This is a genomic window from Dokdonia ponticola, assembly GCF_042653865.1.
GTDB lineage: Bacteria > Bacteroidota > Bacteroidia > Flavobacteriales > Flavobacteriaceae > Dokdonia > Dokdonia ponticola.
In genome coordinates, this window is record NZ_JBHSFV010000001.1 from 651,095 (window position 1) to 677,269 (window position 26,175).

Genomic DNA, 26,175 nt, shown 5'->3' on the forward strand with positions numbered 1-26,175 from the left:
CTTATATGCGTTCTGCGATACGCAGTTTTGCACTTCGCGCTCTATTATTTTGCTTTATCTCTTTATGATCGGGAACAATGAGTTTCCCTACTTTTTTAAAAGGGACTTCAAAATTGCCGTACATATCTTTTTCTGGTTCTCCTTCAAATAATCCATTTCGGATATAGCGCTTGACCAATCTATCTTCTAGCGAGTGATATGAAATCAAACTCAACCTACCTCCTACATCTAGTAATTGCTCTGTTTGCAACAAAAACTCCTTTAACACCTCTATCTCTTGATTCACCTCTATACGTATCGCTTGATAGATTTGAGCGAGTATTTTATGCTCTCTGTGTTTAGGCAAAAAAGGCTGCAATACACTTTTAAGCTGCTCACTGGTTTTAATTGGCGCTTCTTTACGCGCCTCTATAATGGTTCTTGCAATTCTAGGTGCGTTACGCAATTCGCCGTACTGCCAAAAAACCTGTCGCAGCGATTCCTCATCATATTCATTCACTACGTGATATGCAGAAAGTGCATCATGCTGATTCATTCGCATATCGAGATCACTTTCAAATCGCGTAGAAAACCCTCTTTCTGCGACATCAAATTGATGAGAAGAAACCCCAAAATCCCCTAAAATTCCGTCTACTTTTTTCACCCCATGAAAGCGTAAAAACCGTTTGATATATCTAAAATTTTCAGGAATAAGCGTAAACCTATCGTCTTCTATACTATTTTGCTGAGCGTCTTGGTCCTGATCAAAACCATATAATTTCCCTTGATCTCCAAGTCTATTTAAAATCTCTCTCGAATGTCCTCCACCTCCAAAAGTCACATCTACATACACGCCATCTGACTTGATATTGAGACCGTCTACGGTTTCGTGAAGTAATACAGGATTATGATATTCCATCTGGCTCTTCATTTTGGTCTCCCATTACTTCTTCTGCTAAATCTGCAAAATCCAATGCAGCATCGTCGATTGCTTTTTCATACAACTCCTTATCCCATATCTCTAACACATTAATCGCCGCATTGACAACAATCTCTTTTTTGGTTTGCGCAAATGCATGCAGGTCTTTTGAAATAAGAATCCGTCCTGAACTATCCATCTCCACCAATTTGACGCCCGCATTAAAACGACGGATAAACTCATCATTCTTTTTATTGAATCGATTGAGTTTATTTACTTTTTGTGAAAGTGCATTCCATTCTGCCATCGGATACAATTCCAGACATTTTTGAAACACCGCACGCTTGAGCACAAAGCCGTCCTGAAGGACAGTAGCCAGCTGCTTTTTAAACGCCTGTGGCAGCATGAGCCTGCCTTTAGCATCTACTTTACATTCGTATGTTCCAATTAAATTAAGCACTGTATTTTCTAGAGAATGAGAATTATCAATCAAATATATAAGAAAAAACTGCACATTTTACCACTTTATTGCACTTTGTTGATAAGTTTTACCACTAAAGGGGCTTTATAAACACTCTGTTTATAACTAATTTGAATATTCAACAAGGATGCTTTCGTACTTAAACAGGGCTCAGTATAAACTCCTGCGAAATGATATTTCGCGGAAGCAAAAACAAAAATCAGTTCATTTGAAAAGGGTATATTCCTATAAAAAACAGTGTAAATTCACTCTTTAAAAGCATTTATAAAATAAAGATTACAATACAACGGAAATACTTATATTTGCGATTGGGCTTAGGCTTAATTACAACTATGAAGCACGAACTAAAAACTGAAGGCAAGTTTACTTATTTGGAGGAAGGCGAAGGGACTCCGATCATTATCCTACACGGACTGATGGGGGGCTTAAGCAACTTTGATAATGTTACTGACTTCTTTTCTAAAAATGGTTATAAAGTAGTTATTCCTGAACTACCTGTATATTCTATGCCACTCTTAAAAACAGGAGTGAAAAGCTTTGCAAAATACCTGAAAGAGTTTATAGACCATAAAGACTACAAAGAGGTTGTTTTATTAGGTAACTCCATGGGAGGTCATGTAGGTTTATACCACACAAAAGTATATCCAGAAAAAGTAAAAGCGCTTGTGATTACTGGAAGTTCTGGCTTATACGAAAGTGCAATGGGCGAGAGCTACCCTAAGCGTGGTGATTATGAGTATATTAAAAAGAAAGCTCAAGGTGTTTTTTACAATCCGGAGATTGCTACCAAAGAGATTGTAGATGATGTGTATGACACCGTAAATGATCGAAATAAATTATTAAAAACATTAGCCATTGCTAAAAGTGCCATTAGACATAATATGGCGCAGGATCTCCCTGAAATGCACACACCGACGTGTATTATTTGGGGAAAACAAGACAGTGTCACGCCACCCGAAGTTGCGGTTGATTTTAATAAATTATTGCCTGATTCTGATTTATTTTGGATAGACAAATGTGGCCATGCCGCCATGATGGAACAGCCTGATGCATTTAATAAGATCCTTCTAGACTGGCTAAAAGATCGCAATTTTTAATACTTTATTCGTATGCAAGTTAAATCGGCAGAATTTGTAGTAAGCAACTCTGATGCTTCCAAATGCCCTAACACCATGATCCCTGAATATGCTTTTATTGGGAGGTCTAATGTCGGAAAGTCTTCGTTGATCAACATGCTTACCAATAAAAAAAGTCTTGCAAAAACATCTGGACGCCCCGGAAAAACGCAGCTTATAAATCATTTTTTGATTAATAAAAACTGGCATCTTGTTGATTTACCTGGGTATGGATATGCCCGTGTTTCTAAGAAAGAAAAGAAATACTTCCAGAAATTCATCACCGATTATTTTGAAAGACGCAGACAATTAATTTCTGCATTTGTGCTAGTTGATTGCCGTCACGAACCCCAACCAATTGATACTGAATTTATGGAATACCTTGGTGAGCGAGAGATTCCATTTTCAATTATATTTACCAAAGCCGATAAGCTAAAACCTAAAGCACTAGAGCGAAACATTGAAGCCTATAAAAAAACATTGCTAGATGGTATATGGTTTGAATTCCCAAATTACTTTATAAGTAGCGCCTCTAATAACATGGGGCAGGAAGAAATTCTCAATTATATAGAGAACATCAATGCTAATCTTGAACATTAGCATCTAGTTGCTTGACAAAATGCTCTATCCTTTCTATCAACCCCTCCACCGAATCTATTTCCTTAAAATCCTGAGACATTATAAAAGGCTGCAACCCTTGCTTGTCAGAAATGAGAACCACAGGAAATGTATATTTAGGTAACCACTTTGATTTGTATTTTTTTAAAAACTCATCTTTGTGATGAAACTCCATGTCAATAAGATCTGTATTTCTAAACTTTTTCCAAATCTGTTTTTCTGAGAAATTTCCATGAGTTAGGGTACACAAATCACACTCATAGGTTGTAGGACTTACAATTTTATGAGCGATGTCTAGCCAGTTATTAACAACACCTGCTTTTGCATTATATACAAAGATGAGTTTTCTCATAGTTAGAAAAGTAAGGCTATACACCTTTGTTACTGGGAAATTTACTCCTTTTTAAGATTCAGATGTTCTGCAAAGTAATCACAAAAATCTTTCATGGTATCACTCATTTTATCATTACCCGTTGCCCTTCTAAACGTATTGGTCATTCCAACAAGCGTCTGATGAAAAAACACCTGCATCTCATCAACGGGCATATCCTTTGTCCATAAATCAATGCTGACTGCTTCTTGATTTTGGTGATCCCATAAGGAGAGCAACATTGATTTTGCCGGTTCATTTGCTACGCCGCCATCTCTCGCGGTCCATGCCATTTTTTCTGGCACTCTATTTTCATCAAGCTCTACGGCTATTTTAATATCTGTTCTATGGGTAGTTGCCATAATTAAGGTTTGTATTTTGCGTTATTAAAAATCGTCTCTGCATCCTGAAGTAGCATGGTCTTAAGAGCGATATCATTTTCATTCATGTAAGAAGCTACAATCTTATAACCAATATATCTTCCTATGCGTCCAGGGGTATCATTGTCAAAAGACAGCTGAAATTTAGAAAAAGGAGCTGGGTCTATAAATCGTGAGAGTAACTTTCTGTCTGTACTATACACGTTTTTATTGGATACAAAATACTCCCATATGTTGACTTCATTTTCTTGCGCAAATCTGTACTCTTCGGGGGTGTATGAAAAGACTTCATGGATAGGCTTTTGACTCAGTAATTTTTCCATGAGATACAATTGTTTTCCCTCGTAAATCATTTGAGCTAAAAAGGTATTGGTTTGTGGTCGGGTTACTTTTGCTTTCGCGAAAGCGGACGCCACATCAACATCAATTTGTTCTTTTCTGAAATTTTTTGCTTTATACCGCTGAATGTCTTGGTAGAAATAATGATCTTTTCCTAAATAATTATCTAAACCTATAAGCAACAATGTGTCTGTTAGTACCACTTTTTCTCTCACTTCTGTAATGATCGTGATGACTTTAGGAACTGACGTTTCAGGGAAATAATACTGTATATGTTTGTAGAGTACTTTAAGATCTTCTTCTATTTGATCTGAATCTTTAAAAGCGATATCCACCTCTCTTTCCAATTCTTTTTGTAATGTATCCGATAGCTTTGCTTCCCAGAATTCATCACTATACTGTTTTGAAAACAGATAAGGGTACTTGCTTTTCAAATCAGGTAACTTCGCTGGAGTTGTGTTTGCAAACTGCCTATCAAAACGGTCTATAGATATGGCTACAGATATCGCCTCTATCTCGGGATTGAGTTGCTTATCGTTTTTGCAAGCCATAAACGCAAGTAAAATCAGCGCTATACCAAGTATTTTTTTCATGTGAATTTGTATCTTTAGACTTCTTAAACGTAAGAAAAGAAAATTCATTTTTTGACCTGTCTTTTAAAATGCAAAAATACGGGTTACAAACTTAAAGACATACATATGCAAGCCGATAAAGTAGTAGATTATATTGTAAACTGGTTAAAAGAATATGCCACAAACGCTAAGATGAATGGTTTTGTTGTAGGAATAAGTGGCGGAATTGACAGTGCACTTACCTCTACACTTTGCGCAAAAACAGGATTTCCAACCCTTTGCGTAGAAATGCCCATTCATCAAGCGCAAAGTCAGGTTTCAAGAGGGAGAGAACATATTGCACAACTTAAAGAGCGCTTTCCTAATGTTTCTAGTCTGGAAGTAGATCTTACACCTTTTTTTGAAACGTTTAAGACTGCTGTTCCTGATGCGTCAGACAACGACAATCTATTTTTAAGTCTAGCCAATGCTCGTGCAAGAATGAGAATGACCACTTTATATTACTTTGCGGGTTTACATAAATATCTGGTCGCAGGAACTGGAAATAAAGTGGAAGATTTTGGCGTTGGATTTTACACAAAATACGGAGATGGTGGTGTTGACCTAAGCCCTATTGCAGATTTAATGAAGTCTGAAGTATATCAACTTGCTGCAACTGTTAACGTACCACAAAGCATTTTACAAGCCAAGCCAACAGATGGATTGTGGGGAGATGATCGAACTGATGAAGACCAAATAGGCGCTTCTTATGATCAACTAGAATGGGCGATGCTTCAAGATGAAATAGGAAAAATTGACAGTGATTTTGAAGGTGAAGAAAAGCGTGTTTTTTCGCTTTACAAAAAACTAAATAATGCAAACCAACACAAAATGTTGCCCATACCCGTCTGTAAAATACCCGTTCATCTACATAAATAAACGTTTTATCGATTTGTAATTAAAAATCGATACATCCGATTGTTTTCTTTGTAAATTCGGAAACCCTAAACAAGTTCCCCCCTTAAATGACTTGTTCTGTAACATATTGAAACACATATTCTATGGACAAAGTTCTAATTGCGGACCATCACCCTATCACAAGAAAGGGGATTACCTCAATTTTAAACAACGAAGGAAATTATGAAGTCATCGGTACTATAAGTGACGGAAATGATTTATTAAAAGTACTCACCAAAACTGAAGTGGATATTCTAATACTTGAAATAGATATCCCCAATCTTAATAGTATTACAGCCATAAAAGCGATCAAAAGAGAATTTCCTCACGTAAAAATTCTTGTGCTAAGTTGTCATCCAGAAGAGATGTATGCCCTCAGTGCCATTAAGTATGGTGCCGCTGGTTATGTTTCAAAAACAGCCTCTATACAACGTGTTATTGACGCTATAAATCAGATACAACGTGGTGGTATTTATTTGAACGAGTCGCTAAGCAAACGACTTATTAGTGACGGAAATACTACACAAGGACTCGCCTATAAATACATGAAGCTATCTAGTAGAGAGATTGAAGTCCTTAATCTTTTATCTAATGGAAAACGTAATAAAGAAATTGCAGCCAATTTAAACATTAACGAAAAAACGGTCAGTACTTATAAAATGCGTTTGCTTAAAAAACTAGAAGCTCAAAATGTCGCCGAGTTAATCAAACATGCCCGCTTATTACAAAACAACACCAGTATTTAAGGCGTTTTTGCAGAGAACACCCTGCCTAACTTTTCATGAATCAGCTTCTTAAGGTTTATATAATCTCTTATATCACTTAAGAGTTCACTATTACTCTCTGTACTTGATACTTCTGAAGATAAATTATTGATTTTCTTAGAAATAAGATATCCTCGCAAACTCAATACGATCTCTGATACAAATTGCGCTATAGATTTATCTCGTGTTTTTACATACACTTCTCTGTCTACCCATCTGTGCAATGTATACTTTTCGTAACTAAGGATAATATTAGAGATTTCTGAAGATTCCTCACCGTTTAACTCATTGATAAACGTTTCTATTTTAAAGTTTTCATCCTGATGTAATCGTTCAATAATTTTTGGATACAAAGATCTAAACAAATCATTTGTAAATGCTACCTCATCATCTTGCAAATCAAGATAAATTTTTTCAAAGACCTTTGCTTTACTCACCACAGGTTCTAACTCTAAAACCCCATCGTCTGTTTCTTTAAGGACAAGATCTTCAAAATCTTCTTCTGCATCTCCATATAACAGTAGAGCCTCTATCAATTTGCGTTCAAGTTCGTAGAGAACATCTGTCTTTTCTATTTGATTTGGCGCTTGATCTGGCACTTTTGAAAGTGCTTCTGAAGCAGTAGCCGTATGGTCTTTCTTAACTGCTTCTTTTTTATTTTTATTGAGGATTTGAGCCAGTGTATTGTACAATACTGATTCAGAAATCTCCATAATACGAGAACATTCTTGCACATAGATCTCTCGCTTAATAGTATCTGGTATTTTTGAAATACTTTCTACCATATCGCGTACCGTGCTTGCCTTCTTTATAGGATCACCCGCAGCTTCTTCTACAAGAAGATTGGCTTTATACTGAATAAAATCTTTCGCATTTTCATTAAAATAGGAAAGGATTTCTTCTTTGTTATGCTTTCGCGAAAAGCTATCCGGATCTTCTCCCTCTGGAAACGAACATACTTTTACATTCATCCCCTGTTCAAGGATTAAATCAATCCCTCGTATCGCAGCTCTTTGCCCTGCAGCATCGCCATCAAAAAGCACCGTAATATTTTTAGTCAATCGATTGATCAATCGGATCTGTTCTGGCGTGAGTGCCGTTCCTGAAGAAGACACTACGTTTTCTATTCCAGATTGATGCATTTGGATGACATCTGTGTAGCCTTCTACTAGGTAGCAATTATCTTCTTTAGCAATGGACTGTTTTGCATAATAAATACCATATAACACCTTACTTTTATGATAGATATCACTCTCGGGTGAATTCAGATATTTTGCCGCTTTTTTATCACTAGTTAAAATACGACCTCCAAACCCAAGAACACGCCCACTCATCGAGTGAATAGGAAACATCACCCGTCCCTTAAAACGGTCAAATTGCTTTTCTTCCTTTACGATAGTGAGTCCTGTTTTTTCTAAAAACTCTAGTTGGTATCCTTTTCGCAAGGCTTCACTTGTAAAAGCATCCCATTGGTCTGGATTATAGCCTAATTCAAATTTCTTGATCGTATCTGCCGTAAAACCACGTTCTTTAAAATACGTCCCTCCTATGGCTTTCCCTTGCTCAGAATTTAATAAGGTTTTATGGTAATAATCTCGGGCATATTCACTGACTATATATAGATTCTCTCTAACCGTGGCTTGTTCTTTTTGCTCATCAGTTTGCTCCGTTTCTTCTACCTCTATATTATATTTTTTTGCAAGATACTTGATAGCTTCAGGATAGGTAAAATGCTCATGCTCCATTAAGAAGGCCACAGAGTTACCGCCTTTCCCACTAGAGAAATCTTTCCAGATTTGCTTTACAGGGGAGACCATAAAACTAGGGGTTCGTTCATCAGAAAAAGGACTAAGTCCCTTGAAGTTACTTCCTGACTTTTTGAGCACTACAAAATCTCCGATCACCTCCTCTACACGAGCCGTTTCAAAAACTTTATCTATGGTTTCTCTTGAGATCAATTCTTAAAAAGTTAGTCTGTAAAAATAAGGAAAAAGTGAGGATATTACGGTGCTATCTGATTGAGATCTCTATTGGAAAAATAGGGGTGACAAAAAATTCCGCTTTCGCGAAAGCGCATACAAAAAAATACCCCGCCATACAGCGGGGTTAGTTCAACCTAGCTTCTTTATGCCTAATCCAAATCAAAACGAAGCCCTAGAGAAATATTACGTTCTTCTACAAGGTTGTCTTTAAAAATTGGATTGAGATCATACTTTACATAAAGCCCTACATTATCATACCCTAAATATCCACTTAAACCGTAGACGAAACTATTCGTGTTGAATCCACCACGCTGTTTTAATTTCACGTCATTTCCTTCTCCATTGTCAAACTTTAACTTTTGCATGGTTCCAAGGTTGAGTCCAGCATAGCCCCCTACCCCTATTTTAAACTTATTGTGCGTAGAGAAACGAATATCCTCTCCTTCGCCTTTTCTTTTTGAAGGTCCAAATTCAAAATGTACAGGAACCACTAAGTTCCCTAATCGGAGTTTACTTTTATCCAAGTTATTCTCAAACTCCTGTAGCACCACTTGATCTCCTTCTCTTACAAAAATCCTATTATCTGTCGGTTTTAAACCGTTAAACTGGAATGAAAATCCATATTTAAAACGTAACCAACCACTATTTTCAAACACTCTTGTAGTCCAAGCAACACCGAGTTCTGCAAAACGACTTCCCGCAACTTTGTATGGAGAATCTTCCAAGGATCTTCCGTCAGCAAGTGCATTATTCAAACCAAAAGCAAATACAAAGTCAGAACGTGTGCGTCTGTGATGATTTACTTTTCTTCTTCCCTCTCCATTATCTATAGCAATACCAAAAACTCTTTTCCCGTCTTCATCTTCGCCTCCAAAACCTATCTCCACTTGTGATGGCTGATACTGGACCCCATTACGCTCTACTAATGCAATTTGAGTATCAATAATGGTCGTTTTATAATCTATATTTTTAGCAATATATGTTGCTATTTCTTTCTTTTGAACTTCAGCTTCTTCTGCGGTTATTTTACCTTTTTCAAGTTGTCTATTAATGTAAGATACTCTACCTTTAAGTTGGTTTTTCTCATATTCTATAGCGTCTGCTTTTTTTTGATTTAAGTATTCAATACGCTCTTTTATCTGTTTATCTCTAAATTCTTTTTGAGCTTGTGTTTCTGTTTCTTCTGATATGTCTTGGGCATATACGTTTTGACCAAAGAATCCCATGTTCGCCACCAGGGCGAAGAGTATTATTTTTCTCATAATTGTGTGTTTTATACTTTTGAAAATGATGCTTGATAAGAGCTCTTCAAAAGCGAATTGATGAATTAATTTTAGTTATTCCTGTTAACGACAGCATCTTTAGTTCTTTCAAAACCGTCGATGACTGCCTCGAAGATTTTGTTTCTAAAAGATGTGGGAGCTACCTCTGCTTCTACGTCTAGAAGCAGAGCATTTGCATCTACAGTGTTTGTTTTTTGATTAAATGTTTTTGTGCTTATAATTTCTCGTTGTGCATTTTTAAGAAGTGCCTCCACCTCTGCATTTATAGCTGCATCAGGGTTTTCTACTTGCGCTATTATTGCTTCTTTTATTTCGGTTTCTGCTCCTGCCTGCCGGCGAGGCAGGTTCGCGAAAGCGGACTTATTTTTTATAGCGTCTTTAGTTTTAAAATCTTCTTTTTCAACATAAACAATACCCGTAGTCTGATCTACAGAAGTATCTTTTTCTTGAACAGTGACATTACTTTTTACTGCTGAAGCACTCTGAGTATTTATGTTTGTTTTTACGATCGATTCTTCCGTTTTGGTAGCTTTCTGCTCTAAAACCATCGTTTCTTTTACTTCTTGAAGTATTTTATCTTCCTTAGTATCTCTTGGCTTTATTTCTTCCGTTGGGTCTATAAATACAGGGGATTCATTTTCATTAACCAATACGGGTGCTGTATCTGTACTCATATTTTGAAATAAGAATAAAGTAACGAGTGCTCCACCCACAAAACTAGCTGCGATAGACAACCATAAGACTCGCTTACTTTTCTTTACTCCTTGTTCTGCGTCCAATTTTGAAGAGATTCGATCCCAAGCCGCCATGGTAGGCTCAATCTTGCGCTCTTCTAAACGCTCTTTCATATTATCCTCTAGCTTGATCGGTGCCATAACTTAGTTTATTTTGTGCGTTTAACTTTGATTGTAACAGCTTACGTGCTTTAAATAATTGTGACTTTGACGTGCTTTCAGAAATACCTAATGACTTTGCTATTTCTTGATGTTTATAGCCTTCAATGGCATACATCACAAACACAATTCGGTAGCCCTCTGGCAACGCATCGATGAGTTGTTGTATGTGAGATACGTCTAATTCATCTTTAATATTATTTACACTGTCGCCTGTTTCAAAATCTCCATCTTCTGAGAAATATAATTTCTTGACAGTTCGCAAATAAGAAATGCTCTCTCTTACCATAATTCTCCGAATCCATCCTTCAAAACTTCCTTCTCCTTTATAACTTGGCAAATGTGTAAATACTTTTAAAAATCCATTACACATAGCCTCTTCCGCTTGATGAATATCTTTTATATAATATCTACAAACACTTAGCATTTTTGGAGAATGCAACTCATAGAGGCGTCTTTGCGCAGCTCGATCCTGCTTGATCGCCTTTTTAATAAGTTGTTTTTCGTTTGTAAATTGTATGACTTTCATCAATTCTGCAAGATGGTTTCTATGTATATAGACGCACCTTTTTTAAAAAAGGTTGCCTGATGGATAAAAAATAATCAATTATTTTTAAATTAATTACAAAAACACTAAACGTTAGCTACTTGAAGAAATAAAAAAACTACCCTTTGTATTTCATAGGAAGGTACACTACTTTTTTAGTTTCAAAAAAGTCTTCTTCGTAATAATTGGTTAGTTCAAAAGTTTGAGCGGTTGTAAATTTCGCAAGCTCTTCGGTCAAGTCACCTCCCTTAAGGTATAGAATTCCGTTTTTGAGTTCGTGTATACTTTTCTTTTTTATGTGATTTCGTACCCAGCGCACAAAGGTTTCCATCTGTGCTACTGCCCTACTGACAATAAAGTCATAGTGTCCTGGGACATTCTCTACACGATCATTTGTCGTTTTTACATTGGTAAGACCTAGCCCAGCGACGACCTCTTCTACCACTTTGATCTTTTTACCAATACTATCTACCAAATGAAACTGGGTTTCTGGAAATAAAATGGCTAGAGGAATCCCTGGAAAACCACCTCCAGTCCCTACATCCAATACATGAGCGCCCGGCTTAAATCCCATCACCTTTGCAATCCCCAAAGAATGGAGTACATGACGTAGATATATTTCATCTATATCTTTACGACTCACCACATTAATTTTAAGATTCCAGTCTTTATACAAAATCTTAAGTGTTGCAAACTGCTCCATTTGCAGTTCAGTTAAGTTCGGAAAGTACTTTGTAATGATATCCATACGTAGAATTTATTAGGCAAAAGTACCCAAATTACACGTTAATTTTAACGCAAGACCCTTCCGATTGTGGAATATATCATTATTTTTGTGTAAAAAGTTTTGAGTTTCCGCTTTTCAAAAAGCTACCCCCTTAAAACAATAACAATTATGCCTTCCTTAATTTAGTAATATGAAGGCACTATTTTTACATTATTTATGGAAACCACAATTAAATTTTCACGCGTAGATTCTGCAAAATTCTTTAGAACTCTGAACAAGCGCGTAAACACCTATTTCAAAGAAAATAACATAAAACGTACTGGAAACTGGAAGCTATATGGCAAAGCCATAGTGATGTTCTCTATGTACCTTGTCCCTTATTTCTTATTTTTAACATTAGATATGCCAGGATGGATTCAATTACTATTAACCTTTGTTATGGGTATAGGCATGGCTGGGGTAGGAATGAATGTAATGCATGATGGAAATCACGGCTCTTTCTCTAGTAAAAAATGGGTAAATAAACTCATGGGAGGAAGTATTTACATATTAGCTGGCAATGTATACAACTGGCAAGTACAACATAATGTACTTCACCATACCTACACAAACATTCACGGCCATGACGAAGACATGGAAGCTGGGCGTGTGCTACGCTTTTCTAAGCATGGTGATTGGCGCAAGCATCATAAGTTCCAGCATTATTACTCGTTTATCTTATACGGACTTCTTACCATTAACTGGGTAATTACAGCAGATATTACACAAATGAAGCGTTATATTAAACGCAAATTATCTTATGGTAAAATACAAAGCCCTACCAAGCAGTGGAGTACTTTAGTAATTACTAAAATCATTTACATAAGCATGTGGATTGTGATTCCTCTTATATTTTCAAATATTGTTTGGTGGAAAGTATTATTAGGTTTCTTTATTATGCACTACACCGCTGGAGTGATCTTAAGCTTAATATTCCAATTAGCACACATGGTAGAAGAGGCACATATGCCGTTGCCTGATGAAACAGGAACTATGAAAAATACATGGGCGATACATCAGTTATTTACGACTGTCAATTTCTCTACCAAGAACCGTATTATGAATTGGTTTTCTGGAGGATTAAATCACCAAGTAGAGCATCATATCTTTCCGCATATAAGCCACGTGCATTACACCAAGATTAGTAAGATTGTGAGAGAAACTGCAAACGAGTTTAACTTACCTTACTTTGAGTATAAGACAACACGTAAGGCTATTATAGCACATTTCCGTCACTTACGTGAAATGGGAATGCCACCCGCGAATGCAACTGCATAAAAATAAACGATAACCATTATCCAATTTATATCAACACAGAAATGAGCGTACTTTCTAATCGTGTAATAAACATGGCAACCTCTGCCACACTTGCCATGGCAGCAAAAGCAAGAGAACTTCGTGCCGAAGGAAAAGACATAATAGGATTAAGTCTTGGGGAACCTGACTTTAACACGCCAGATTTCATCAAAGATGCAGCGATACAAGCCATCAATGATAATTATAACTCTTATTCACCTGTTGATGGATATGTAGAACTCAAAAATGCGATCATAACCAAGTTTAAACGAGACAATAATCTTACATATGATCTCTCTCAAATAGTAGTGTCTACGGGTGCAAAACAATCACTAGCTAATGTTGCCTTGGTGGTTTTAAATCCTGGAGATGAAGTGATATTACCTTGCCCATACTGGGTAAGCTATAGTGATATCGTAAAAATAGCCGAAGGTGTTCCTGTGGAAGTAAAAACTTCTATAGACACTGATTTTAAAATGACTCCAGAACAACTGGAAGCAGCGATTACACCAAAAACAAAAATGCTATGGTACAGCTCTCCTTGTAACCCTTCTGGCTCTGTATATAGCAAAGAAGAATTACGTGCCCTTGCCGACGTTCTTGTTAAGTACCCACAAATAACGGTAGTGAGTGATGAGATTTATGAGCACATTAATTATGTAGGCGGACACGCTAGCATGGCTCAATTTCCTGACATGTATGATCGTACGGTCACTGTAAATGGTGTGTCCAAAGCATTTGCTATGACTGGATGGCGCATAGGATACATCGGAGGACCTACTGAAATTGCAAGAGCTTGTAATAAAATGCAAGGCCAAATCACTAGTGGAGCTAACTGTATTGCACAACGCGCTGTGATTACTGCGTTAGAAGCTAACCCAAGTAAAGTACAATACATGATTGACGAGTTCAAGAATAGACGCACCCTTATTCTTAACCTCCTTAATGACATTGACGGATTTGTATGTAATAATCCAGATGGTGCTTTTTACGTATTCCCAGAAGTTACTGCATTTTTTGGAAAAACACTCAATGGTGTTACTATCAAAAATGCGTCAGACTTTGCCATGTACTTATTAGAACATGCAAATGTTGCTACCGTTACCGGAGAGGCATTTGGAAATCCAAACTGCATCCGAATTTCATACGCCGCAAGTAAGGAACAAATTACAGAAGCTATCAAACGCATCAAAGATGCCGTTTCATAATCAAGGGATAGTTTCACAAAAGTGAGTCACTACATATTTAAAACATCAAAGCCTTCTTCATAAAAAAGAAGGCTTTTTCATTACACATAAAAATTACTATATTTAATAGTATGTTTAAAGTCAAAAGAGTTTACGGTATCTTTCTCATTACTGGATTAATTTTATTAATCCCACTAATTGCTATGCAATTTACCGACGAAGTACAATGGAGTCTCATGGATTTCATAGTCGTTGGCGCACTACTTATCAGCGCTGGACTCGCGATCAATTACATCCATAAAACACTTAAAAACAGTACCTCCCGAACATTAATAACAATAGGAGTGATTATTCTATTCTTACTGATTTGGGCAGAACTCGCTGTTGGGATTTTCGGAACCCCTCTTGCTGGAAGTTAATGAAGTTTATTCGTTATTTCTAGATCCTACGCCCTACAAAATTTAAGTAAAGACTCGTATATTTACTAGATAAACAACTAAGCAAAAGTGGATGCTTTTTCTGCTTTCGCGAAAGCGTATATCTTATGAAAAAAATCACATTTCTGTGCCTAATTACCGTCTTTATAATTTCTTGCAAAAAAGAAGCAACATCAGACACTAGTAAAGAAACCGCTGTAATTCCTTTTGCTGAGTTACTTGACAATTATTATGAAGAGGGACTTCAACTCAATCCTTTGAGTGCCACCATGGCAGGAGACAATCGATATAATGATCAATTCCCAGATATATTGTCCCCAGCATATAAGACCAACCTAAAAGAATATTATGAGTCTTATAAATCTCAATTATCAAACTATCCAGATGCGACACTCACGGATACTGAAAAATTAAGCAAAGCTATTTTACAATGGGATTGTGATGTAAATCTTGAGGGCTTAACGTATAAGAAAGACCTGATGCCTATAGATCAAATGTGGTCTCCACATTTGATGTTCGGTCAATTAGCTAGTGGTGTAAGCGCACAGCCTTTTAACACCGTAGCAGATTATAAAAACTGGCAAACACGGGTAGATCAATATCTTGTTTGGCTCTCTAGTGCTGAAAAAAATATGAGACAAGGAATAAAAGAAGGGTATGTTCTTCCTAAATCGCTAATTCAAAAAGTGATTCCACAAATGGAGGCTTTAGCAAAACCTGATGTCTCCTCAAACCTATTTTACACACCTGTCACCAATTTTCCAGAGAGTATTTCTGAAGAGGATCAAAAAGCGATTACCGAAGCTTACACAGCAATGATTCAATACAAAATCATTCCTGCTTACAAAAAGATGGCCGATTTTCTAAAAAATGAATATATGGAAGCAGGTCGGGAATCTTCTGGGTATGGTGATCTTCCTGATGGATCTGATTATTACAATTTTGCTATAAAGTACTTCACCACCACAACCATGAGCGCCGATGAGATTCATAAACTTGGATTGAGTGAGGTAGCACGCATCCGTACGGAAATGGAAAAAATAAAAGAGCAAGTTGGTTTTGACGGAGATCTTAAAGCCTTTTTTGACTTTGTACGTACCAATAAAGAACTCATGCCTTTTTCTACACCAGAAGAAATCATTGCTAACTTCAATAAAATGCATGCAACTATTAAACCAAAAGTAGATGAATTATTTAGCCTACAACCTAAAACACCTTTTGAGGTAAGACGTACCGAAGCTTTCAGAGAAAATTCTGCGAGTGCAGAATACAACCCTGGTTCTTTAGATGGTACACGCCCTGGGATATTTTACACTCCAATTCCTGATGCGTCAACATATAACGTATACTCAGATGAATCTTTGTTTTTACATGAAGCGATTCCTGGGCATCACTTCCAGATTTCGCTTACACAAGAAAATACAGAATTACCAAAGTTTAGAAAAACATTATGGTACAGTGCCTACGGAGAAGGCTGGGCATTATATACTGAATCGCTTGGTTCTGAACTTGGACTATATACAGATCCGTATCAACTTTTTGGGATGTTAGGCGCAGAAATGCATCGCGCGGTGAGACTTGTGGTAGATACAGGAATTCACACCAAAGGTTGGAGCAGAGAAAAAGCGATTGCGTATTGCCTAGATAATGAAGCTGAAAGCGAAGCGGGTATCACTTCAGAAATTGAGCGTTATATGGCAATGCCGGGACAGGCATTATCTTATAAAATAGGGCAATTAAAAATACGTGAACTCAGAGCCAAAGCTACCGAAGCTCTGGGTGATCAATTTGATATTAGAGAATTTCACAAAGAAGTTTTAGAAACGGGCTGTATTCCCCTTGCACTTCTCGAGGATAAAATCAATACTTGGATTGCTAGTAAAAAGTAGAAGTACGCTTTCGCGAAAGCGTATAAAATACTTTACAAAACAACATATTACGTTTTAATAATGCGTCTCACGGTAGACGCATTATTATTTTGATCTGTTAGTTGAAGAAAATAGATTCCTGATGTTAGAGCGGTTACATCAATGGTTGTGGTATCCTGAATTAAAATATTGTTATAAATTAACCTACCCCGCATATCATATATAGCCCCCGTAACCTGAGTAGAAAGCGTTTTTACAGTAAGAATATCTTGAACTGGATTTGGATATACTAAAATAGAAGATGCCGTACTATCATCAAGACTTAAAGTAGCAGATCTAAACTCGCCTCCCTCTGGTGTGAGATAAAAAACATCAAAGGGCTGTCCATCATTATTAGTGCTCGGATTCTGAAAACCAGAAAGTAACATAAGAATAGCTTGATTTTCTAGGTCTATATTTTCTGATGGTAATTCAAAGTTAAAATTGAATTCAAAATCAGAGAGCAAATCTCCACCTACAATCCCGCCATAGTCTCCGATGGTTATATAGATATCATCATAGCTTGACCATGTGGAATAATCGCTACTACTATCATCATTCTCTAAGTTGCTAGAATAATCAGAAAAAGAAAGTAACTCAGCCATTTCGAAATTAAAACTTAAATTCTGATTTGCATAAACATCTAATGTATGATCAAAACCTATAGCACCATGATGCACAAGAATATCTAAACCTAATCCAGCGTCTGGATCTGAGGCTTCTAATTGTGCGCCTTCATACACATAAACTCCAAAAGGCTCAACATCTGTATATGCATCGGTATCTAAAATACCGTCAATGACTGCATAATAATTTTCTTGATCTGTCAGTGATTGCACATACTCATTTAATAATATATCCCCATTACTAGCATCTCTAATTGAAATATTAACAGCATCATTTTGGTCTATAACCACAGGTACAAAAGAGGTTCCTGTTTTAAAACTTAAATTATCTGCTACTAGCATTCCGTTGGCAAACACATCTACTTCTTCTATAGAAGCGTCTGGTGCATTATGGACAAATTGGATATTTGCAATTTTATCTTCACTTAGCAACACAAAATCTCCTCCCTCTACAGGAAGGTACCAAGCATTTAAAGGTTCTCCATCATTATTATTCTCGGGATATCTAAACCCTGTCAATAGCATAATAACTGTTTGATTTTCTAATCCTAAATTTTCGGTTTCAAGCTCAAATCTGTAAGGAAAATATAAATATTGAGGTATCGAGTATGATTCATGTAATTCACATCCAATATTCACATTACTTTCCCAAGGAGAATATCCTGAGTACTCAGAAAACGACATCCAATTTGCAAAAGCGACAGGTCCAGCTAAAATCTGAGTCCCATCCACTACAACTTGATTTTCAACACCTAGTATTCCGTGATGAACTATAACATCTAATGGCGATTCAAAGCCGTTTTCATCACTCGCTTCCAATCTAGCTCCTTCATATATAGATACATCAAAAGGCTCAGCATCTTCATACCCTTCTGAATTATATATTCCATTCAAAACCACATAATAATTTTCTTGATCTACCAACATACGTTCACGAGACACTAAAACATCACTTTCATCTGTAGCATTTGAAATGGAAATCTGCGCCATATTGCCATCAAAAGGAATATCTATAAATGCAGAACCCGTTTTAAAGGCAAGATTATCTACGACAAGAATATCATCTACATATACATCAACTTCAGTAATAGAAATATCGGGAGCGTTGTGGATAAATTGTATTTTAGCAATCTGGCTATACGAAGTTTGAAAAATTAGTAATAGCAAAAAAAGTAGTTTTAGCCTCATCACGCAATAGATCAATTAGTTAGTTAAATATACAACAATATGTCTAAAATCCTCCTTTTAGGTTCTGGAGAACTCGGTAAAGAATTTGTCATTGCCGCACAACGTTTAGGACAAATCGTGATTGCAGTAGATAGCTATGCAAATGCACCCGCTATGCAGGTTGCACATGGGTTTGAAGTGATCAATATGTTAGATGGTGATGCCTTAGATCATATTGTTGCAAAGCATCAGCCAGATTACATTGTACCAGAAATAGAAGCCATTCGTACGGAACGTTTTTACGCCTATGAAAAGGATGGATACACGGTCATTCCAAGTGCAAAAGCTGCTAATTATACGATGAATCGTAAATCGATACGGGACCTAGCTGCCAAAGAACTGGGTTTGAAAACGGCTGATTATAGGTATGCCGCTTCCGCGAAAGCGTTATCAGCAGCCATACAAGAAATAGGAATGCCTTGTGTAGTAAAGCCACTTATGTCCTCCAGTGGAAAAGGGCAAAGCACCATCAAAACCGAAGCCGATATTCAAAAAGCATGGGACTATTCACAAGAAGGATCTCGAGGAGATGTCGCTGAAGTGATCGTAGAAGGCTTTGTGAATTTTAATTATGAAATCACATTACTTACAGTCACTCAACGTAACGGGAAAACCTTATTCTGCCCTCCTATTGGCCACCGACAAGAAAGAGGCGACTACCAAGAAAGTTGGCAACCTGCCACTATGCAATCTAAACACCTACAAACAGCACAGGATATGGCAGCAAAAGTAACAACTGCATTAGGAGGTGCTGGTTTATGGGGTGTTGAGTTTTTTATAGCTGATGATGGTGTTTATTTCTCAGAACTCTCACCAAGACCTCACGATACAGGTATGGTCACCTTAGGAAATACACAGAATTTTAATGAGTTTGAACTACATCTACGCGCTGTTTTAGGATTACCTATTTCAGAAATCACACAAGAACGTATAGGAGCCAGTGCTGTTATTCTAGCAAATGAGCATTCTGACAATCCTACTTTTAGCGGGATTGAGGAAGTAGCAAACGCTACAAAATCTGATTTCAGACTCTTTGGAAAACCAAGTTCAAGACCCTACAGACGGATGGGTGTTGTTGTCACTTACGACAACTTAGATGGAGATATTAAAGCGGTTACAGAGCGCGCAAAAGAACTAGCTTCAAAAGTAAAAGTGAATCCATAAAAAAAACTGTTTTCCTTATTCAGGAAAACAGTTTTTATTCTCTTATTTTTCTCTTTAATCTCTAATCAAAGGGAGCGTACTACATCGTAGCAAGCCTTCTTGTTTTGCTATTTCAGCATAAGGCACCTCTTCTACAGTGATCTGATGAGATCGTAACCACGCATTTAAACGTGTGAAGTTTTTTTCTGATATCACAACGTCTGGGGCGATACTAAAGACATTACTATTCATGTTATACATTTCGTCTTTAGAAATTTCAAATACATTCTCTTTCCCGAATAAATTTACCAACCACTCATACTCTTCTTCTTTAAGAAAACCATTTTTATGAATAATGGCTTTATCGGTTCCTACGGGTTGAAAACAACAATCTAGATGAAGTGCATTTTCTTTAGGATCTGTATTGTGTTTACGCAAGTCAAAAGAGACTACCTTTTTTTTAGGAAATAGTGCTACCAAATATTGAACAGCCTTTTCATTAGTTCTAGCGGTGATAAAATCAGCATAATCATCTCCTCTGTAAGTTCCAACAAAAATATACTCCCCCCAAGGCATAACATCACCACCCTCTACGTGTGCATCTTCTGGTAAGCGAAAAATATGGGTAGACGGAATTTGGTTTAGTACATATTGTATAGCCTCTATTTCTCTTTCTCGATCTGGGAGTATGTTTGCTTTTATAAATTTATCGTCTATGACAAATCCAATATCTCTAGAAAAAATCTGATTATAATCCTTAATAACGTTAGGTCGAAATACCTGAACGTTATACTTTTTAAAGACTGAAGCGACAGCTTCCATCTCAGCGACCATGTCTTTTTCTAAAGGGTACGTCCCAGCTTGAATATGCAATGCACTCTTAGGGTCATAGGCATCTTCGAGTGTAGGCACAGGACCACAGCTCTCTGCAGTTCCTAAAATGACTGCACGTAACCGTGAAGTCTCGTCTTTTACATGTAATTTAAGCATTGGACTAAGATACTAATCTCGAAGTATGATCACAAGAAATAAAAGAAACACATTTCTACAACTCAACTTATTTTTAATCAGAATGATAAGCAAAGTAATTATTTTATAGGTATCCATACCTCTTCTTTTGCATCTGGATGCATTGGGCCAAGATAATCAGGAGGCATATATTCAAAGTGAGGTCGGTGGTCAAGTTTGTATTCTGAATTTGGTAACCATTCTTCATAAATATACTGAGCCATTTTATAAAACTGAGTCGCCATGCCTTGATATTGGAATACAGCCCACTTCCCCGCTGGAATTGTAAGAACTTCCATTCCCAAAGGCACTTTGTCTTTAGCTACTACTTCTACACCTGCCCATTTTTCAAAACGGGTCGTTGGTAAAAATTCTCCTCTTGTAAATTTTTCATCATACACTTGAATACTGTAGCTTCCGACGCAAGTTGTATCTATTATTTCTTTTCGTCTTGGTCCAAATTTCTTCCATAGCATTGGTGTGGTATTATTAGAAAGTGACATTACCTCGCGCAAACCTATGATTATTTTTTCCGTAGTTAGTTTAATTTCTGGCATGTACATGATTATACGTTTTCACGGAAGTGAATATATCAAAAAAAGAGCAAACCTAAAGGTTCACTCTTTTTGATGTATCGTTATAAGATGTGTGTCTATCTTTCTGAAACAGGTCTGAATTCGCGTAAATTCTCTCCAATATATACTTGACGCGGGCGTCCAATAGGTTCTTTACGCTCACGCATTTCTTTCCATTGTGCGATCCAGCCAGGTAAACGACCTAAGGCAAACATAACAGTAAACATTTCTACTGGAATTCCTAGCGCTCTGTAAATAATCCCAGAATAAAAATCGACGTTAGGATATAATTTACGATCTACGAAGTAAGGATCTTCTAATGCTTCTTTTTCTAGGCCTTTTGCAATATCTAGAACTGGATCTTCTATCCCTAGCATATTCAAAACATCATCTGCTGCAACTTTAATAATTTTTGCTCGTGGATCAAAGTTTTTATAAACTCTATGTCCAAAGCCCATTAAACGAAAAGGATCTTTTTTATCCTTTGCTTTTGCCATGTATTTTTTTGTATCGCCGCCGTCTTCTTTTATGGCTTCTAGCATTTCTATAACCGCTTGGTTGGCTCCTCCGTGAAGTGGACCCCACAATGCTGAAATTCCTGCAGAAGTAGAAGCGAATAATCCTGCATGAGCAGACCCTACCATACGCACCGTTGAAGTAGAACAATTTTGCTCATGATCGGCATGTAATATTAATAGTTTATCTAAGGCATCTATAATTGACTGATCAACTTTATAATCTTGATTAGGCTTTGAAAACATCATCTTATGCAGATTTGCTACATACCCTAAGTTATTATCTCCATAATCTAATGGCTGACTTTTCTTTTTTCGTAATGCCCAAGATGCAAGTACTGGGAATTTTGCCAGCAACTTCACAATTGTCTTGTACATATCCTCCTCTGAATCTACATTTACCGAAGTTGGATTGAAAGCAATAAGTGCAGACGTAAGCGCACTTAAAACACCCATAGGGTGTGCAGACTTAGGAAAACCGTCTAAGATTTTCTTCATGTCTTCATCTACATGAGATTCTGCTTTTATATCAGCATGGAATTTTTCAAGCTCTACTTTTGTAGGAAGTTCTCCAAAGATCAACAAATAAGCCACTTCTAAAAAGTCTGCTTTTTCTGCGAGTGACTCGATAGAATACCCTCTATAACGTAAAATTCCTTTTTCGCCGTCTAAATAGGTAATCGCACTTTCACAAGAACCTGTATTTTTATATCCAGGATCAATTGTTGTAATACCCCCGGTAACTCCTCTTAGGGTATTGATATCGATTGCTTTTTCGTTTTCTGTTCCAGTTATGATAGGGAAATCATAAGATTGATCTCCTATGGTTAGCGTTGCTTTTTCTGCCATGCTTTTTTTGTATATTTTAAGGTAGTTATCCTCTTTTTTAAGATGTTTGCTAATTTACGAAAAAACAGTCGATTTTTTTTATGTTCCTCTACAGTAAAGCACTTAAAAAAAACTTAAAATACAGTAAAAGCACAAATTATTAGAATGAATTGAGGCTTGTACGATTCCAGAGCCTATTCGTATTAAAAATTGGTGTCTTCACAAATGACGATAAAAAGAGGCTTATACGCTTTCGCGAAAGCGAACCGTACAAAATAAAAATCACAAATAGGATCAAGATTCGTTTAAGGGCTAACTCGTATAGTCAGCCAGTATCTCTCCATTTAAAAAACATATTAAATAAAAAAGAGCCTATACCATAGCATAAGCTCTTTACCCAACTTCAAACCTAAATTTTGGTATTCAAAATACCAAAAAATAATTCTTAAAAAGAGCGAGTTATTAGGCTATGAAGCTTCATCTCCCGCTCTTTACCCAACTTAAAATCATTTTGCTTGTTTATTCACTAACGTGCAATACAATCGTTGAGCTAAGAATTTAAAAGATTGAGTTAAGTTTGTTATAACTTTCAACTAACAGATAGTCAGCGTAGACTAAGTAGGTTATCTTTTAATTTCTTAATGATTTGGATGATAAAAATATATAAAAAGCAGATAAGCAACAAAAAATAAAAGAAAGATAATTCTTACAAATGTTAATAACTATTTTAAACTGATGATAAACAGTTGTTTAAAATAAAAAATAAATTCTATTTTCCTATATTTTAGAATTTAAATCGATTAAATAGGGATTAAAATCCCAGCACTTTATCCTAAATATATGTATTTAATCGATTTTTTAACATAAAAAAGCCTCCAACATGGAGGCTTTTTTTGCTGTAAAATTGATATATTATTTTAGTTTAAATGCCTTTTCACCTGGAAAATAGGCTGTATCTCCCAGTTGCTCTTCTATACGAAGTAACTGGTTATACTTTGCCATTCTATCAGATCTTGAAGCAGATCCTGTTTTAATTTGCCCTGTATTTAGCGCCACTGCGAGATCTGCAATGGTATTATCTTCTGTTTCTCCAGATCTATGCGACATCACAGAAGTGTATCCTGCATTGTGAGCCATGTTAACGGCTGCAATAGTCTCTGTTAAGGTTCCTATTTGGTTTACCTTAATAAGGATAGAGTTTGCGATTCCATTTTCTATCCCTCTTGAGAGACGCTCTACGTTAGTTACGAATAAATCGTCACCTACTAATTGTACTTTATCTCCTGCTTTATCTGTTAAATACTTCCAACCTTGCCAGTCATTTTCATCCATTCCATCTTCGATAGATATAATTGGATAATTTTCTGCGAGAGAGGTTAGATAATCTGCTTGCTCTTCACTGGTTCTAATAACTCCTGAAGCCCCTTCAAATTTTGTGTAATCGTATTTTCCGTTTACATAAAACTCGGCTGCAGCACAATCTAATGCAATCATAATTTCATCTCCCCAAGAATATCCAGATTTTTCAACGGCTATTTTTATAGAATCTAACGCGTCTTCTGTTCCATCTAATGCTGGAGCAAAACCTCCTTCATCACCAACAGCTGTACTTAGGTTTCTATCGTGAAGTACTTTTTTAAGATTATGAAAAATTTCTGTACCCATTTTCATAGCTTCGGTGAAGCTGTTCGCTTTTACTGGCATTACCATAAACTCTTGAAAAGCGATGGGTGCATCACTATGTGACCCTCCGTTTATAATATTCATCATAGGAACTGGTAGCGTATTTGCGCTTACCCCTCCTACATATCTGTATAAAGGTAAATTCAACTCAGCAGCCGCTGCTTTAGCGCAAGCCAAAGAAACGCCTAAGATCGCATTTGCTCCTAGTTTAGATTTATTAGGAGTGCCATCAAGATCAATCATCATTTGATCTATTAAGTTTTGTTCAAAAACTGATGTTCCTAGTAATTCTGCCGCAATAATTGTATTAACATTGCTTACAGCTTCTTTTACGCCTTTTCCCATATAAGCATCTCCTCCATCTCTTAACTCTACAGCTTCATGTTCTCCTGTAGAAGCCCCAGAAGGAACAGCTGCACGGCCCATTATTCCATTTTCAGTAAATACATCTACTTCTACAGTAGGGTTTCCTCGAGAGTCAAAAATTTGTCTTGCGTGTATATCTATTATTATGCTCATAGTAAATTATTTTAGTGGTTGAAAGATACAATTTGTCATGCTCACTACCTGAAAAATTGACAAATAGTAGCGATAACGTTTTCGCATACTAGGGGTTACTAAAAACGAATATATTAGGCTATGCTTTACTCTTATTAATATTTTCTATAAACTGATCAAACAGATAAGTTGCATCATTTGGACCAGGACTCGCTTCTGGGTGATATTGCACAGAGAAACAATTTTTATCTTTTATTTTGATTCCCGCAACAGTATGATCATTAAGGTGTACATGTGTGATCTCCACGTCAGGATTGGCTTCTGTTTCTTCTCTATTTATTGCAAACCCATGGTTTTGAGAGGTAATTTCTCCTTTTCCTGTCACCAAGTTTTTTATAGGATGATTTATTCCTCGATGTCCATTATGCATTTTATAGGTAGAAATCCCATTAGCCAGAGCAATTACTTGATGTCCTAGACATATTCCAAACAAAGGTTGATCTTCATTTATAATATCTTTAGCGACTTGAATAGCATTTTCTAAAGGTTCTGGATCTCCAGGCCCATTAGACAAAAAGTAACCATCTGCATTCCAACTTTTCATCTCCTGATAAGAAGTATCGTAAGGAAATACTTTTATATACGCACCTCTTTTTGAAAAATTACGTAAGATATTACGTTTAATTCCTATATCTAAAGCTGCTATTTTTATATCTGCATTTTCATCTCCAAAATAATAAGGCTCTTTTGTAGAAACTTTTGAAGCTAATTCCAAGCCGTTCATACTAGGAACCCTCTTCAATTGTTCTTTAAGACCTTCTACATTATCTACATCTGTCGATATTACTGCATTCATTGCGCCATGATCCCTTATATAAGCAACCAAAGCTCTTGTATCAACATCAGATATTGCAAATAAGTTATTAGTCGCAAGAAAATCTTCTAGCGATTCTTGAGCGTCTTGTCTCGAGTACGTGTAACTAAAGTTTCTACATATCAGACCTGATATCTTAACTCCATCAGACTCTGTCTCTTCATTAGTAGCACCATAGTTTCCTATATGCGCATTTGTAGTCACCATAAGTTGACCAAAATAAGAGGGATCTGTGAAAATTTCTTGATACCCTGTCATTCCTGTATTAAAACACACTTCACCAAAAGAAGTTCCTTCTACATTTCCGACAGATTTCCCATAGAATACGGTTCCGTCTGCAAGTAAAATGAGTGCTGGACGTCGAGACTGATATTTCATATAATTATAATTTGTGCAAATATATTATATCGCTTAAAATAGTTAGGCA

General features: G+C 36.5%; 25 protein-coding genes. 9 read left to right on the top strand and 16 right to left on the bottom strand.

Going from position 1 to position 26,175, the window contains the following annotated elements:
• Position 1: 1 nt before the first annotated feature.
• Entirely contained in the window at positions 2 to 898 is an 897-nt protein-coding gene (gene rsmH / locus ACFO3O_RS03030; RefSeq protein WP_379977024.1) for a 16S rRNA (cytosine(1402)-N(4))-methyltransferase RsmH, read from the bottom strand.
• Entirely contained in the window at positions 885 to 1,358 is a 474-nt protein-coding gene (mraZ, locus tag ACFO3O_RS03035; protein WP_379977243.1) for a division/cell wall cluster transcriptional repressor MraZ, read from the bottom strand. Before mraZ ends, rsmH begins: the two co-directional genes overlap by 14 nt.
• A gap of 353 nt (positions 1,359 to 1,711) precedes the next feature.
• Between mraZ and ACFO3O_RS03040 the strand changes: the two genes are divergently transcribed.
• Together ACFO3O_RS03040 and yihA are read left to right on the top strand one after the other, a co-directional pair.
• Positions 1,712 to 2,476, top strand: a complete 765-nt coding sequence (locus tag ACFO3O_RS03040) for an alpha/beta fold hydrolase (protein ID WP_379977025.1) — start codon at positions 1,712 to 1,714, stop codon at positions 2,474 to 2,476.
• 12 nt (positions 2,477 to 2,488) lie between these two features.
• A complete protein-coding gene (yihA, locus tag ACFO3O_RS03045; RefSeq protein WP_379977026.1) occupies positions 2,489 to 3,094 on the top strand; it encodes a ribosome biogenesis GTP-binding protein YihA/YsxC in 606 nt (201 codons plus the stop codon).
• Here yihA and ACFO3O_RS03050 read toward each other — a convergent pair.
• From ACFO3O_RS03050 to gldB, 3 genes are read right to left on the bottom strand one after another with little or no spacing between them, the layout of a single operon-like run.
• A complete protein-coding gene (locus tag ACFO3O_RS03050) occupies positions 3,078 to 3,464 on the bottom strand; it encodes a GTPase (protein ID WP_379977027.1) in 387 nt (128 codons plus the stop codon). The two genes, yihA and ACFO3O_RS03050, sit on opposite strands and share 17 nt — an antisense overlap.
• 41 nt (positions 3,465 to 3,505) lie before the next feature.
• On the bottom strand, positions 3,506 to 3,844 hold the full coding sequence (gene gldC / locus ACFO3O_RS03055; protein WP_379977028.1) for a gliding motility protein GldC: 339 nt from the start codon (positions 3,842 to 3,844) through the stop codon (positions 3,506 to 3,508).
• 2 nt (positions 3,845 to 3,846) lie between these two features.
• On the bottom strand, positions 3,847 to 4,794 hold the full coding sequence (gene gldB, locus ACFO3O_RS03060; RefSeq protein WP_379977029.1) for a gliding motility lipoprotein GldB: 948 nt from the start codon (positions 4,792 to 4,794) through the stop codon (positions 3,847 to 3,849).
• Positions 4,795 to 4,899: 105 nt separating this feature from the next.
• Between gldB and nadE the strand changes: the two genes are divergently transcribed.
• Positions 4,900 to 5,691, top strand: a complete 792-nt coding sequence (gene nadE / locus ACFO3O_RS03065) for an NAD(+) synthase (protein WP_379977031.1) — start codon at positions 4,900 to 4,902, stop codon at positions 5,689 to 5,691.
• 122 nt (positions 5,692 to 5,813) lie between these two features.
• Positions 5,814 to 6,455: a response regulator gene (locus tag ACFO3O_RS03070; protein ID WP_379977032.1), complete on the top strand. Its 642-nt coding sequence runs from the start codon at positions 5,814 to 5,816 to the stop codon at positions 6,453 to 6,455.
• Here the strand turns inward: ACFO3O_RS03070 and dnaG are convergent.
• The 5 genes from dnaG to rsmG all read right to left on the bottom strand — a co-directional run bounded on the left by dnaG (position 6,452) and on the right by rsmG (position 11,926).
• Positions 6,452 to 8,431 (bottom strand): DNA primase, encoded by a 1,980-nt coding sequence (gene dnaG / locus ACFO3O_RS03075; protein ID WP_379977033.1) that lies wholly within the window; start codon positions 8,429 to 8,431, stop codon positions 6,452 to 6,454. The two genes, ACFO3O_RS03070 and dnaG, sit on opposite strands and share 4 nt — an antisense overlap.
• 173 nt (positions 8,432 to 8,604) lie before the next feature.
• Entirely contained in the window at positions 8,605 to 9,717 is a 1,113-nt protein-coding gene (locus ACFO3O_RS03080; protein WP_379977034.1) for a porin family protein, read from the bottom strand.
• Between the two features lie 71 nt (positions 9,718 to 9,788).
• Positions 9,789 to 10,613: a hypothetical protein gene (locus ACFO3O_RS03085; RefSeq protein ID WP_379977035.1), complete on the bottom strand. Its 825-nt coding sequence runs from the start codon at positions 10,611 to 10,613 to the stop codon at positions 9,789 to 9,791.
• Positions 10,588 to 11,160, bottom strand: a complete 573-nt coding sequence (locus tag ACFO3O_RS03090; RefSeq protein WP_379977036.1) for an RNA polymerase sigma factor — start codon at positions 11,158 to 11,160, stop codon at positions 10,588 to 10,590. Before ACFO3O_RS03090 ends, ACFO3O_RS03085 begins: the two co-directional genes overlap by 26 nt.
• 136 nt (positions 11,161 to 11,296) lie before the next feature.
• Entirely contained in the window at positions 11,297 to 11,926 is a 630-nt protein-coding gene (rsmG, locus tag ACFO3O_RS03095) for a 16S rRNA (guanine(527)-N(7))-methyltransferase RsmG (protein ID WP_379977037.1), read from the bottom strand.
• A gap of 195 nt (positions 11,927 to 12,121) precedes the next feature.
• On the opposite strand from rsmG, the gene ACFO3O_RS03100 reads away from it, so the two are divergent.
• The 4 genes from ACFO3O_RS03100 (at position 12,122) to ACFO3O_RS03115 (ending at position 16,753) form a co-directional block, all read left to right on the top strand.
• Complete coding sequence (locus ACFO3O_RS03100) at positions 12,122 to 13,222, top strand: fatty acid desaturase family protein (protein ID WP_379977038.1); 1,101 nt, start codon at positions 12,122 to 12,124, stop codon at positions 13,220 to 13,222.
• A gap of 41 nt (positions 13,223 to 13,263) precedes the next feature.
• A complete protein-coding gene (locus tag ACFO3O_RS03105; RefSeq protein ID WP_379977039.1) occupies positions 13,264 to 14,448 on the top strand; it encodes a pyridoxal phosphate-dependent aminotransferase in 1,185 nt (394 codons plus the stop codon).
• Between the two features lie 110 nt (positions 14,449 to 14,558).
• On the top strand, positions 14,559 to 14,846 hold the full coding sequence (locus ACFO3O_RS03110) for a hypothetical protein (protein ID WP_379977040.1): 288 nt from the start codon (positions 14,559 to 14,561) through the stop codon (positions 14,844 to 14,846).
• 125 nt (positions 14,847 to 14,971) lie between these two features.
• On the top strand, positions 14,972 to 16,753 hold the full coding sequence (locus tag ACFO3O_RS03115) for a DUF885 domain-containing protein (protein WP_379977042.1): 1,782 nt from the start codon (positions 14,972 to 14,974) through the stop codon (positions 16,751 to 16,753).
• 47 nt (positions 16,754 to 16,800) lie between these two features.
• On the opposite strand, the gene ACFO3O_RS03120 is transcribed toward ACFO3O_RS03115, so the two are convergent.
• Positions 16,801 to 18,564: a T9SS type A sorting domain-containing protein gene (locus ACFO3O_RS03120; protein WP_379977043.1), complete on the bottom strand. Its 1,764-nt coding sequence runs from the start codon at positions 18,562 to 18,564 to the stop codon at positions 16,801 to 16,803.
• A 60-nt stretch (positions 18,565 to 18,624) separates the two neighbouring features.
• Here ACFO3O_RS03120 and purT point away from each other — a divergent pair, with 60 nt between their 5' ends.
• Positions 18,625 to 19,788 carry a formate-dependent phosphoribosylglycinamide formyltransferase gene (purT, locus tag ACFO3O_RS03125; protein ID WP_379977044.1) on the top strand — a complete coding sequence of 388 codons (1,164 nt, stop codon included), beginning with the start codon at positions 18,625 to 18,627 and terminating at the stop codon, positions 19,786 to 19,788.
• Between the two features lie 54 nt (positions 19,789 to 19,842).
• Here the strand turns inward: purT and ACFO3O_RS03130 are convergent, their stop codons facing one another.
• From ACFO3O_RS03130 to carA, 5 genes are all read right to left on the bottom strand, one after another.
• A complete protein-coding gene (locus ACFO3O_RS03130) occupies positions 19,843 to 20,757 on the bottom strand; it encodes a dimethylarginine dimethylaminohydrolase family protein (RefSeq protein ID WP_379977045.1) in 915 nt (304 codons plus the stop codon).
• Positions 20,758 to 20,855: 98 nt separating this feature from the next.
• On the bottom strand, positions 20,856 to 21,332 hold the full coding sequence (locus ACFO3O_RS03135) for a GyrI-like domain-containing protein (protein ID WP_379977047.1): 477 nt from the start codon (positions 21,330 to 21,332) through the stop codon (positions 20,856 to 20,858).
• Positions 21,333 to 21,427: 95 nt separating this feature from the next.
• Positions 21,428 to 22,714 (bottom strand): citrate synthase, encoded by a 1,287-nt coding sequence (locus ACFO3O_RS03140; protein WP_379977048.1) that lies wholly within the window; start codon positions 22,712 to 22,714, stop codon positions 21,428 to 21,430.
• Positions 22,715 to 23,605: 891 nt separating this feature from the next.
• Entirely contained in the window at positions 23,606 to 24,895 is a 1,290-nt protein-coding gene (eno, locus tag ACFO3O_RS03145) for a phosphopyruvate hydratase (protein WP_379977049.1), read from the bottom strand.
• 118 nt (positions 24,896 to 25,013) lie between these two features.
• Complete coding sequence (gene carA, locus ACFO3O_RS03150) at positions 25,014 to 26,126, bottom strand: glutamine-hydrolyzing carbamoyl-phosphate synthase small subunit (protein WP_379977050.1); 1,113 nt, start codon at positions 26,124 to 26,126, stop codon at positions 25,014 to 25,016.
• Between the last annotated feature and the right edge of the window lie 49 nt (positions 26,127 to 26,175).